Here is a 12,198-nt window from a genome sequence, read left to right as displayed (position 1 = left end):
AGTGAACCTGGCAAGCCTCGTCGCGGTGCTCTTCGGCCTGCTGTTCGGCGCCCTCGCCCTGCTGCTGTCACCGGCCAAGGCCTTCCTCGCCGTGGTCGGCCTGGCGGGCGCGGTGACGATCCTGCGCTTTCCGTTCTGGGGCCTGTTGCTGTTTGCCCTGGTGGCGACGTTCATGCCGTTTTCGACGATCAACCTGGGCATCCGCAGTACCGTCAGCGAAGCGATCCTGGCGCTGACCTGGGGCGCCATCCTGTGGCACAGCTTTCTCGCGCGCCTGCCCGATACACCAGGCCTCGCGCGGCGCCCCACCGACCAGATGCTGTTGTGGCTGATGCTGTTCAGCGTGTTCCCGTTCATTGTCGGCCAAGTCACTATCCATGCCGACACCAGCGGCGTGGCCAACTGGCTGCGCTGGTTGCTGAACCTCTCCGGGGTGTTTATCGCGGCCAAACTGCTGGTGGACCACAAGCACCGGGAAGCGCTGGTGATCGCCCTGCTGCTGGGTACCCTGGCGATGCTGGTGCTGTCGATCGCGGTGTTTGTGCGCACCCGCTCCGGCGCCGGGATTGCGCCGATCCTGGCGCTGTTCAACTACGCCAACATCGACATGCTCAAATTCGGCCTGGAGGCGATGTCCTCGCGCATGGGCTCGCCGTGGACGCACCCGAATGCCATCGGCGGGATCATGGCGCTGCTGCTGCCGTTGGCGTTCTGTTTTGGCATGACCGAACAAGGCTGGAAACGCGCTCTCGGCCTGGGCGTGGCGTGCCTGGGGGCGGCCGCCTTGCTGTTGGCGAGCAGCCGCGGCGCGATGGTCAGCCTGGCGTTGGTGCTGATGTGGATGGCCACGCGGCGCGTGCCGTACACCGGGCGCCTGTTGATGATCGGCGCGGCGCTGACCGTGGCGCTGGTGATTGCCTACCCGCCGTTGCAGGAGCGCCTGGCAACGATTTTCTCTTCGGACAACGCCAGTACCGAAGTGCGTTTCGACGAATACCGCATGTTCCCGCAGGCGGTGGCGGCCTACCCGTTCGGCATCGGCTTCAAGGTCGACCCGCCGGTGCCGGGCACGCATTTCCTGGGGATTTCCAACCTGTGGCTGAACTACATCTACAAGATCGGCATCGTCGGCATGCTGTTCTTCGTCGCGGTGACCGTGCGCTGGTGGCGTGAGGCCCGTCCGGAAAAAGGCCCGATTCGCCTGACCAAGGACAACGCCCTGTGGCTGGGCACCACCGGTGGGATTCTGTCGGCGCTGGTCAGCGGTTTGTTTGACCACTATTTCAGCTTCGCAGTGGTGATGGTGGCGCTGTTCTGGTTGATGGTCGGCATCAATGTGCTGGAGGCGCGGCGCCTGTTTCCGGCGCGCCTGCCGCAGGTCAAGACGGTGGTGTTTCGCAAGCCGCTGCTTGATGGCGCGCGTCCCTGATGCTCGGCTCGGCCGTTTGGCTGACCCTGGCGACCCTGCTGGGCCTGTGCCTGGGGTTTGCGCGTGAATGGTTGCTGGTGGCGGCGTGGGGCGCGGGTGAACGCAGCGATGCGTTTCTGATCGCGCTGTTTTTACCGGAAGCGCTGCGCATGTCCCTGGCGGGTGGCGTGCTGAGTGCCGCCGCGCTGCCGCTGTACCTGCAGCGCAAGGACGGTGAGCGCCTGGATTGGCTGGCCGTGTTGTTCCCGGCGTTGATGCTGATCGCGCTGGTGACCAGCCTGCTGCTGACGCTGCTCGCGCCATGGCTGGTGCAACTGCTCGGCCCCGGCTTGGCGGCCAGCGCCACCGCCCTCGCCGCGAGCAATTTGCAGATCGTCGCCTGGTGCGTGCCGGGGTTGATGCTGCATGCGCTGTTCAGCATTCCGTTGCAGGCGGGCGAGCGTTTTGTGCTGGCGGGGCTGGGCTCGTTGCTGTTCAACCTGCCGCCCGTGACCTACCTCGCCCTCGCCGGCACCGCGACTCAACCGCACTCGCTGGCCCTGGCTTGCCTGGCGGGCAGCTTGCTGATGCCGCTGGCGTTGCTGCCGTCGGTGTGGCGCCAAGGCTGGCGGCCGTGGCGTTGGCAGCTGACCTTCGCGCCGCTGCGCGAGCTGGGCCAGCGCATCGGCCCGCTTTTGCTGAGCAACGGCGCCAGCCAGGGCCTGGCCCTGATCGAGCGCCTGGTGGCGTCGCTGTTGGGCGAAGGCGCGGTGACCTGGGTCAACCTGGCCCGCAAACTGATGAACCTGCCGCTGATTGCGCTGATGAGCCTCAATCAGGTGCTGCTGGGCATGATGAGCCGGCGCCAGGGCGATGAGCGCCTGGCCCTGCTCAAGCGCGGCCTGGAAACCGCCAGCGTGCTGACGCTGCCCGCCGGCGTCGGCCTGGTGGCGGCAGCGCCGAGCCTGGTGGCGCTGCTACTGCCCAAGCAATCGGCGGATTCGCCATTGCCGCTGCTGCTGGCCTGGTTCGCCGTACCGTTGGTATTCGGCGCCTGGAACGCCTTGCTCGCCCGCTACGCTTATGCCGCCGGCGACACGCGCCAGCCGTTGCGCTGCGAGTTGCTCGGGAGCCTGGTCAACGTGTTGCTGCTGGGCGCCCTGCCCTTTGTGTTTGGCCTGGCCGGAATCCCGCTGGCCGCGCTGGCCGGGGTGATCTGCACCGCGTTGCTGCTGATGCAGCGCCAGGCATTGCTCGACGCCCTGCCCTGGGTGCGCCAATGGCTGCTCAGTGCACTGGTGATGGGGTTGGCGGCGCTGGCGCTGTTTCGTATTGAAGGCGTGTGGCTGCAACTGGGGTTGAGCACCTTGGCCGGCATCCTGGTGTTGCTGGGGATGGGACTATGGCTCAAGCCGTGGCGCAAGGCATGACGGCGTGCCAGTTCCTGCCAGGGGCTGTGCGGTTCACAGAGGGAGGATGAACAGGTGAAACATCGTTGGATTCAAATGGATATCGCCAAAGGCATCGGCATCCTGGTGATCGTGTATGCCCACAGTTGGTTTGTCGCCACGTCCCCGGACCTGATGTACCCGATCCTGGCGTCGTTCGTGCTGCCGTTGTTCTTCTTTCTGTCCGGGGTGCTGTTCAAGCCGGAGCAGCCCTTCGGGGAGATGGCCGTGCGCAAGGCGGATGGCCTGCTCAAGCCGTTTTTCTTCACCATGCTGGTGTATGTGATCGTGCGCGATGTGCTGCGTGGCCAACCGCTGCTGCCGGACATCGGTGGCGTGCTGTATGCCTCGGTGGACACCATCCCGTGGCAAGCAATGTGGTTCCTGCCGCACTTCTGGGTGGCGATCCTGTTCAGTTGGGCGGTATTGCGCCTGATCCAGCACCTGCCGCTGGCGGTGAGTTGCGCGCTGACCCTGGTGCCGCTGCTGGTGGGCATCTGGATGCTGCCGTTTTTCTGGCAACTGCCGGTGACCCTGGGCGGACAAACCTGGGTGCTGCCCGGCCTGCCCTTCAGCCTGGATATCACCCTGATCAGCAGCGCCTGTTTCATCTACGGCTACCTGCTGCGCAATTGGCTGCGCACCCATGCGGGGTCGCTGCTGACCTTGTTGGTGTCGGTGGTGTTGTTCGCCGCCGTGTTCCTCTATCGGGGCGACACCATGGACCTGGCGCAGCGTCGCTACGACCACTGGCTGTGGACCAGCCTGCTGGCGGTGATTGGCGTGTACGTGTGCTGGGCGCTGGCGCGGGTACTGATGGTGTCGGCGCTGATCACGCGGGTGATGACCTATATCGGCCAATCGACCCTGATCCTGTTGATCTTCCATGGGGAGATCCAGCACAAGACGTTTGACCTGATGGAGCGCCTGGGCCTGCCGCCATTTGTCGCGGCCTGCATCGGTTTTGTGGTGGGGGTTGGGGTGCCGTTGTTGATCGGGGAAGTGATCAAGCGCGTGGCGTTCTTGCGGTTTTTCTACTTTCCGTTTCCGCAGCGTAAAGTTTCTGAACCGCGCACCTGAAGCCTGTGTGGCAAGAAAGCTTGCTCCGGCTGAGGTACGCAGCGCCGCCAAAACGCTTGCGGCTGCTGCGCCGTCGAGCGGGAGCAAGCTCCCTCCCTACATAAGCGCTTCGATCAGCGCTGGGTCAGCCAGCGCCTTGGGCGCAGGTCAATCATCCAGTTGCTGTTGCGGCGCGGCATGCTTGGCCGGCTTACCCGCCTTGGCGCCTGGCTTCGCGGCCGGGGCGGCAGCGGGTTCAGGCTCGGCCGGGGCGGCCATTTCTTTCTCGGCCATCGGCATCTGGTCGATCGCGCTGAAGAATTCCTTCAGGTCGAGGGTATCCGGTGGCACGGTCTTCTCGACTTTCTTCTCGCCATCCTTGCCAACCAGGATCACCTTGGTGCCGCTGCCGGCGCCCAGCTTGAGGGCACGGATCAGCGCATTGGTTTCAGGCGGCGTGAGTTTCTTGTTGTCCTTGGGGTCCTTGGCGAACTTCTCGCCCTCGGCCCCGATGCTGCCGAACTTCACGGTGTAGAACACCATGCTGCGCTCTTCAAAGGCTTGCTTGGTGGCCGGCTCTTCCAGCTGTTTCTTCAGGTCCGTCAGCGCGGCGTTGCCGGAGTCCAACTCCACCACCACCAGCGGCCGGGACTTGCCCAAGTCCTGCTTGAGCGGGTTGATATCATCAGCAGCCAACAGCGGCCCCGTAAAAGCCATCAAGGTAGCCAGGGTCAGCGACCGGATGAGCATGCGCACCTCCTTTGAATTCCATGCAGGGTTCTTGAGTTTCATGTCTGCGACAGTCAAATTCAAGGATGATTCCTACACCACTTTAAGAAAGCGTAGGCCAGGACGCCCGCTACGCAAGGGTTTGGGTAGGTTCAGGAGTCATTGTTTCTTCTGATTGCGGAAGCCCAGGCGCTGAGTTTTTCGCAGGCTGCCAGCGCGATCTGCTCATCTGTCTTGCCTGGATAGTGGCGGTCCACGGCGTATGCGGCGATCAGCCCGGCAATCAGCGGCGTGCCCACCGCATCGGTCAAATCCAGCCACTCGCCCCAATTGGCGGGCGCGTCGTACCAGCGCAGGTAGCCGTCCTCGGACGCCGGCCACCAACGCTGATCGAACTGCAGCACGACTTTTTCCAGGCGGCCCATGGTGAACCGCTCCAGGGCGTGGCGATACGTCGCCGGCAAGTCCGGGGTAAAGCTCAATTGCTTGAGCACCGGTATCGGCACCGTGCAGATGCAGGCATCGGCATCCCGATCATCCACGCGCACACCGTGCTCGTCCCAACTGATGTGCTGCACAGGGTGGTTGAGGTGGATATCCAGGCCGCTGGCAGCGTCTGCCAGCAGTTGCCCGTAACCGTGCGGCAAAAACTGGTCGCCATGGCCGACGCCCTCCTCGTCAAGCGTCTGGGTCGAAAGCTGGTCCAGGGGCAAACCGGCTTCGAGGATCAGGTTCGCGTCGATGGCATAGCGTGCCGCGCGGCGCTCGCTGGCGGTCAAGGTGGCCAGGTAGCGGTCGACGCCGGGCGCCAACGGTTGCTGACGGTCGATGGCCTGTTTGAGTCGGGCATAGGCGCGGTTGATGTCCGGCAACGGACCGTCCCACGCGGCGGCCAATGGCTGCGAGAAGTCTGTCGGGCGCCGCTCCAGGCCCAACTGCTCGGCACGCCGCGCCAGCGGGTTGATGGCATACTGCTGCAACCAGGCGGCGCCCACATCCACCATTTGCCCACCGAGGGCTACGCTGTGCACTCGCCCGCCGATGCGGTTACGCGCCTCGAGTACGCGCACCGCCACGCCCTGCGCCTGCAAGGCGCGGGCAGCGCCGAGGCCGGCAAAACCGGCACCGATGACAATCACCGTTCGAGCCGAGGTCGCGATCACCGCATTGGCGGCGCGCAGCCCGCTGTCCCAGGCGCTGTGGGTCATGGCCGAGTGATCGTGGTTGAAGGCTTCGCCAGCAAGAAACAGACGATTATCAATCGGCGTTGACAACAGGCGCCGCAGGCTCGGCTCGCCACCTGGCAACAACGCGCTGTAGGCGCCCTGGCTGAAGGGGTCATCGCACCAGCGCGTGACGTGCCAGGCGACAGGCCGCGGCGCGGTCATTGCGCGGGCCAATGCCGCGCGAATACGGGGGCCACGACGGGATCGGCATCCACTTGTGCAAGGCTCTGGGCAAAACCCGGCGCCAGGGCGGCCAGCGCTTCGCGCGCCGCGTCCCAGCGCGACACCGCCGCCGCCATGATGCCCAGCGCATTCGGCTCGCCGCCGGGCGCAAACAACTGGTCGGCAAACTGATCGGCAAACACCACCCAGGCCTGGTGCAGATAGCGCCGCGTGCCGGTGATCAACTGGTTCTGCACCACGGGTTCGGCCTCGCCCAGCCAGCGTTGCGGGTAGTCGATGATGCCAATGGCCGAATAACAGTTGGCGGCGATGTACACCAGGCCGCGCAGGATCTGCCCACGGTTGCCCACCAGCAGGTTGGCGTCGGGGTATTCCAGGCCCAGGTGGATCAGGATCGCCGCACTCTCCGTCAACACCTGGCCATCAGGGGTGACCAGCGTGGGGATCTGCTTGAGCGGGTTGATGCGGGCCAGGGCGTCGGTGCCCGGGCCTTCCTGCCAGGAACTGGCATCCACGCGGTGCCACTCGACCGCGCAACGCGCCAGGGCGATTTCGATCATGCAGGAGCCGGACTCGTCGGTACCGTAGAGCGTGTACATGGGCCTTTTCTCCTATCGCAGCAGCTTCGCCTGCAGGTTGGCTTTCACCTGCGGCCATTCCGAATCGATGATGCTGAAACGCACCGAGTTGCGCTTGCGCCCGTCGGGCATGATGCGTTCATGGCGCACGATGCCTTCCTGCACGGCGCCCAGGCGCAGAATCGCAGCACGGGATTTTTCGTTGAGTTCATCCGTGGTGAACTGCACCCGCACGCAGTCCAGCACCTCGAAAGCGTAGGTCAGCAGCAGGAGCTTGGCTTCGGTGTTGATCGCACTTTTTTGCGTCGACAGCGCCAGCCAGGTGTGGCCGATCTCCAGCTTGCGATTGACCCGGTCGACCTTCCAGAACCGCGTGCTGCCGACCACCTGGCCGGTGTCGCGGCGCACGATGGTGAACGGGATCACGCTGCCCGCAGCACGCCCGGCCAGCGCGGTATCAATGTATTGGTCGACGGTGCCGGGGCCCGGCACGTTGGTGACCTTGAGGTTCCACAGCTCGCCATCGGCGGCGGCGTCGAGCAAGGCGGCCTTGTGTTCGGGTTGCAGGGGCTGGAGTTCGACTATAGTGCCGGTCAAGGTAATGTGAGTCATGGGAGCTGCGCCGTCGGGTGGTCGTCAGTGACCAAGAGTGCAGGCTCGCGCAGTGCCTCGGCAAGTGTTTTAGAACAGGCCCATTTGCCCGCCGACCAGGGTGCCGAAATCGTCATTCACGAACGGCAGGATCGCATCGGCCACCGGCTGCAATTGCCGGGTGACGTAGTGGTCGTAGTCAATCGGCGCCTGGCGCACCTCCAGCGGTTCGGGGCCGTTGACGCTGATCACGTAGCTGATCCAGCCGCCGCGCTGGTACTGGCGCGGACGCCCGAGGCGGTCGTTGTATTCATCGGCCAGGCGCGCGGCACGCACATGCGGCGGCACGTTGCGCTCGTAGTCATCCAACTGGCGGCGCAGGCGCTTGCGGTAGATCAGCAGCTCATCGAATTCGCCGCTGAGGGTACGGCGTACGTAGTCGCGAATGTAGTCCTGATGGGGCTGGCGATGGAAAATGCGCTGGTACAACTCCTGCTGGAACTGCCGGGCCAGGGGCGACCAGTCGCTGCGCACGGTTTCCAGGCCTTTGTAGACCATCTCTTCGCTGCCGTCGCTGCGCACCACCAGGCCGGCGTAGCGTTTCTTGCTGCCCTCCTCCGCGCCGCGAATGGTCGGCATCAGAAACCGGGTGAAGTGGGTTTCGTACTGCAGTTCCAGCGCGCTTTGCAGGCCGTATGCCGTACGCAGGTGCTCACGCCACCAGGCGTTGACGTGCTGCACCAGCGCGTGGCCGATGCGGCTGGCGTCCTCTTGGGTATGCGCACCGCCGAGCCAGACGAAGGTGGAGTCGGTGTCGCCGTAGATCACTTCATAGCCCTGCGCTTCGACCAGCTCGCGGGTCTGGCGCATGATCTGGTGGCCGCGCATCGTGATGGACGACGCCAGCCGCGTATCGAAAAACCGGCAACCACTGGAGCCGAGCACGCCGTAAAAGGCGTTCATGATGATCTTCAGCGCTTGGGACAGCGGCGCGTTATGTTCGCGCTTGGCCTCTTCGCGGCCTTCGGACACCCGCGCGACGATGGCCGGCAGGCAATGGCGGGTACGCGAGAAACGCGCACCACGAAAGCCTTCCACAGAGGTGCTGTCGTCGGGGTGCTTGAGGCCTTCGATCAGGCCCACCGGGTCGATCAGGAAACTGCGGATGATCGACGGGTAGAGGCTTTTGTAGTCGAGCACCAGCACCGATTCGTAGAGGCCGGGGCGCGAGTCCATGACAAAACCGCCGGGGCTGGCCTCGGGCGGCTTGTCGCCGAGGTTCGGCGCAACGAAGCCCTGGCGGTGCATCAGCGGCATGTACAGGTGGGTGAACGCGGCGACGGAGCCGCCGTTGCGGTCAGCCGGCAACCCGGTGACGCTGGCGCGTTCGAGGAGGAACTTGAGCAGCTCGGTCTTGGCGAAAATCCGCGTGACCAGTTCACAGTCCTTGAGGTTGTAGCGCGCCAGGGCGGGCTTGTCCTCGGCGAACATGCGGTTGATTTCGTCCATGCGCTGGTACGGCGTGGAGATGTCCTTGCCCTCGCCCAGCAGGGTCTGCGCGACGTTTTCCAGGCTGAAGGATTCGAAGCTCCAGGTGGCCGAGCGCAGGGCCTCGATGCCGTCGATGATCAGCCGCCCGGCCGCGGCGGCGAAGTAGTGGTTACGGCTGCCATGCTCGCGCCAGGCCATCGGTTCGCCGCCGCGCCCGAGCAACAGCGGCACGCCCAGGCGCTGGGCATGTTCGTGGAGCACGCGCAGGTCGAACTGCACCACGTTCCAGCCGATGATTGCATCGGGGTCATGGAGGGCGAGCCATTGGTTGAGGCGCTCGAGCAGTTGGGCGCGGGTGTCGCAGTAGTCGAGCTTGAAGTCCACCGCGTCGGTTTTATTCGGCGGGCCGAGCATGTACACCTGGCGCTCGCCGCAGCCTTCGAGGGCGATGGAATAGAGATCGCCCTGGGCGGTGGTCTCGATGTCCAGCGACACCAGCTTCAGCGGCGGGCGGTAATCAGGCGCGGGTTTCATCTGCGCGTCAAGCAGCGTGCCGTCGGCATCGGCGACGCCGCCGAACCACACCGGGGCGGTGATGAAGCGCTCCATCATGTAGCGCTCGGGCGGGCGCACGTCGCCCTCGTAGACATCCACCCCGGCGGCACGCAGGCGTTTTTCCAGGTCCATCGCCTGGCGGTGCTGGCGCGTGTACAGGCCCAGCACCGGGCGATGGTGGAAGTCGCACAACTGCAGCGGGCGCAACTCGATATCGCGCTCGCCCTTGAGCAGCCAATCCAGCGGCTTGCGATGGGCCTCGGGGATAAACATCACCGAGGTCTGCACGGGTAGGCGGATACACCGTGGCCCGTGGTCGGTGGCCAGCCAGAAACTGACCTCCGTGCCCGCCGGGGTATCGCGCCAATGCCGGGTCAGGACAAAACCCTGCTGTAAATCCACCGTACCGCACCTCAGGAATCGCTTTCAGGGCGTGATTCTACTCGGCATCCGGGCAAACGCGATGGGCGATGGCATTTATCCGTCAACCCGCGCAGCAGGACACTGCGCGGGCCGCTGGTCGGCCGTCCGCGCAGGCACGCTCACGCGCTTCACAATTTTGTTGCAGAACATTAATAACAATCACTATCATTCGCACCGGAGTCGTATCCGCGCAGCGAGGACGCGCAACGTTGTTGCCCTTTTCCTCACCACTGACGGTTCGCCGTCCGGATCGACCATGCCCACCCGTACCCCATTCGCCGTGCCGTTTCGCCCGACCCTGCTCGCCCTTTGCTGCTCCCTGAGCCTTGCCGCTCACGCCGCAACCCCAGCCACCCCGCAGGATGCGAACCACAGTCAGGATGGCAACACGCTGGAACTGGGCGCCACCAACATCAACGCCGACGCCCCATCGCCCGGCGCCCTGCCCCCGGTATATGCCGGCGGCCAGGTGGCACGCGGCGGCCAGTTGGGTGTGCTGGGCAACCAGGACATCATGGATGTGCCGTTCAGCATGTCCTCCTACACCGAGAAACTGATCCGTGACCAGCAGGCCGAGACGGTTGGTGATGTCCTGCTCAATGACTCGTCCGTGCGCCAGGCGTCAGGCTTTGCAAACCAATCCCAGGCGTTCGTGATTCGTGGCCTGCCGCTCAACGGCGACGATATTTCCTTCAACGGTTTGTACGGCATCCTGCCGCGCCAGTTGATGTCCACCGACGCCCTGGAGCGGGTCGAAGTATTCAAGGGCCCCAACGCCTTTATCAACGGCGTGACGCCGAGTGGCTCGGGCATCGGCGGCGGTGTGAACCTGCAACCCAAGCGTGCCGATGACGTGCCTTTGCGCCGCTTCAGCACCGATATCAGCAACGATGGCCGCATCGGCGAACACCTGGACATCGGCCAGCGTTTTGGCGAAGACAATCGGTTTGGCGCACGGGTGAATATTTCCCAGCGCGAAGGCGATACCGGTGTGGACGACGAGAGCCAGCGTTCGAAGCTGTTTTCGGTCGGCCTGGATTATCGCGGTGATGCCCTGCGCCTGTCCGGCGACTTTGTGTATCAGAAGCAGCAAGTCAACGGCGGGCGTAACTCGGTGTTTCTCGGCCCGGGCCTGACCAGCATCCCCAACGCGCCCTCGGCGGACACCAACTACGCGCCGAAGTGGGACAGCACCAGCCTGGAAGACACCTTTGGCATGCTGCGCGGCGAGTACGACCTCAATGACAATTGGACCGCGTATGTCGCGGGCGGCGCCAAGCACACCCGCGAAATCGGCCGCTATTCGTCGCTCACCGTGATCGACGCGCAGGGCAATGCCACCGTGAGCGGCTCCAATATCGCCCACCAGGAAGACAACACCAGCCTGATGGCCGGCCTGAATGGCAAGTTCCAGACCGGCGCCGTCAGCCACAAGCTTAACCTCGGCCTGACCGGCACCTGGACCCAGGCGCGCAACGCCTTCGACTTTGCCTCCGGCACGCAAGCGACCAACCTCTACAACCCCGTCGATGTGACAGCGCCAGCCAAGGGTGGCTTCACCTCCGGCAGCGACCTGAACGACCCGGGCATCACCGCCAAGACCTTCGCGCGCAGCGCGGCGGTGTCGGACACCCTCGGCTTCATGGATGACCGCTTGCTGTTCACCGCCGGCCTGCGTCGCCAGGAGCTGGTGGTCCAGGGTTATGAATACGGCACCGGCTCACGCAACGCCAACTACGCCAAGGGCATCACCACGCCGGTGTATGGCCTGGTGTTCAAGCCGTGGGACCACGTGTCGTTCTACGCCAACCACATTGAAGGGCTGGCATCCGGACCCACCGCCCCGGAGACCGCGGCCAATAACGCCAGGGTCACCAACAACGGCCAGACCTTCGCCCCCGCGCGTTCGAAACAGACTGAAGCCGGCGTCAAAGTCGACATGGGCACCTACGGTGCGACACTCGGTGTGTATCGCATCGAGCAGCCGACCCAGGGCTATTCCCAGCTGAATTCGGACGGCACCGCGACCTATGTATTCCAGGGTGACCAGGTCAACAAGGGCGTGGAGCTGAATGTCTTCGGTGAACCTGTCCCAGGCCTGCGCCTGCTGGGCGGCGCCACTCTGATAAACACCGAAGTCAGCGGCACGGCCAACGGCACCAACGACGGCAACCGCGCTATCGGCGTGCCGTCGTTCCAGCTCAATGCCGGGGTGGATTGGGATGTGCCGGGCCTGCAAGGCGTGAGCGTGAATGGCCGCATGTTGCGCACCGGCGGCCAGTACGCCGACGCGGCCAACAACCTCAGCCTGCCGACCTGGAACCGGTTCGACGTGGGTGCGCGCTATAACTTCAAGGTCGATCAGCGGGATGTGACGCTGGGCGCCACAGTGGAGAACGTCGCCAATACCAAGTACTGGGAATCGGCATTGGGCGGCTACCTGACCCAGGGCGATCCGCGCGTGGCGAAGTTGTCGGCGACGGTGGACTTCTAAACGTCAACGGTTG

At 64.6% G+C, this 12,198-nt stretch carries 9 protein-coding genes; 4 read left to right on the top strand and 5 right to left on the bottom strand.

Annotated elements, in window-relative coordinates; genetic code table 11:
- Position 1: 1 nt before the first annotated feature.
- The 3 genes from JFU04_RS09100 (at position 2) to JFU04_RS09090 (ending at position 3,936) form a co-directional block, all read left to right on the top strand.
- Positions 2-1,429 (top strand): O-antigen ligase family protein, encoded by a 1,428-nt coding sequence (locus tag JFU04_RS09100; RefSeq protein WP_201143889.1) that lies wholly within the window; start codon positions 2-4, stop codon positions 1,427-1,429.
- Positions 1,429-2,838, top strand: coding sequence for a lipid II flippase MurJ (locus JFU04_RS09095; RefSeq protein WP_201143888.1), 1,410 nt, complete (start codon positions 1,429-1,431; stop codon positions 2,836-2,838). The genes JFU04_RS09100 and JFU04_RS09095 overlap by 1 nt, the downstream gene beginning before the upstream one ends.
- 75 nt (positions 2,839-2,913) lie before the next feature.
- Positions 2,914-3,936: an acyltransferase family protein gene (locus tag JFU04_RS09090; RefSeq protein WP_201143887.1), complete on the top strand. Its 1,023-nt coding sequence runs from the start codon at positions 2,914-2,916 to the stop codon at positions 3,934-3,936.
- 147 nt (positions 3,937-4,083) lie between these two features.
- Here JFU04_RS09090 and JFU04_RS09085 read toward each other — a convergent pair whose 3' ends face one another.
- From JFU04_RS09085 to JFU04_RS09065, 5 genes are all read right to left on the bottom strand, one after another.
- Positions 4,084-4,665 carry a DUF4174 domain-containing protein gene (locus JFU04_RS09085; RefSeq protein ID WP_106804619.1) on the bottom strand — a complete coding sequence of 194 codons (582 nt, stop codon included), beginning with the start codon at positions 4,663-4,665 and terminating at the stop codon, positions 4,084-4,086.
- A 131-nt stretch (positions 4,666-4,796) separates the two neighbouring features.
- Positions 4,797-6,032, bottom strand: a complete 1,236-nt coding sequence (locus tag JFU04_RS09080) for a flavin monoamine oxidase family protein (protein WP_201143886.1) — start codon at positions 6,030-6,032, stop codon at positions 4,797-4,799.
- Complete coding sequence (locus JFU04_RS09075) at positions 6,029-6,652, bottom strand: glutathione S-transferase N-terminal domain-containing protein (protein WP_201143885.1); 624 nt, start codon at positions 6,650-6,652, stop codon at positions 6,029-6,031. Before JFU04_RS09075 ends, JFU04_RS09080 begins: the two co-directional genes overlap by 4 nt.
- 12 nt (positions 6,653-6,664) lie before the next feature.
- Positions 6,665-7,243, bottom strand: a complete 579-nt coding sequence (locus JFU04_RS09070; protein ID WP_201143884.1) for a GNAT family N-acetyltransferase — start codon at positions 7,241-7,243, stop codon at positions 6,665-6,667.
- 69 nt (positions 7,244-7,312) lie between these two features.
- Positions 7,313-9,670: a DNA polymerase II gene (locus tag JFU04_RS09065; protein ID WP_065907277.1), complete on the bottom strand. Its 2,358-nt coding sequence runs from the start codon at positions 9,668-9,670 to the stop codon at positions 7,313-7,315.
- 277 nt (positions 9,671-9,947) lie between these two features.
- Here JFU04_RS09065 and JFU04_RS09060 point away from each other — a divergent pair, with 277 nt between their 5' ends.
- Positions 9,948-12,185, top strand: a complete 2,238-nt coding sequence (locus JFU04_RS09060; protein WP_201143883.1) for a TonB-dependent receptor — start codon at positions 9,948-9,950, stop codon at positions 12,183-12,185.
- Positions 12,186-12,198: the final 13 nt, after the last annotated feature.

Origin of the sequence: Pseudomonas sp. TH21 (genome assembly GCF_016651025.1) — a bacterium.
In the GTDB taxonomy this organism is placed as follows: Bacteria; Pseudomonadota; Gammaproteobacteria; order Pseudomonadales; family Pseudomonadaceae; genus Aquipseudomonas; species Aquipseudomonas aylmerensis.
The sequence above is the reverse complement of the archived record's forward strand: the minus strand, read 5'-3'. Positions and strand labels throughout refer to the sequence as shown.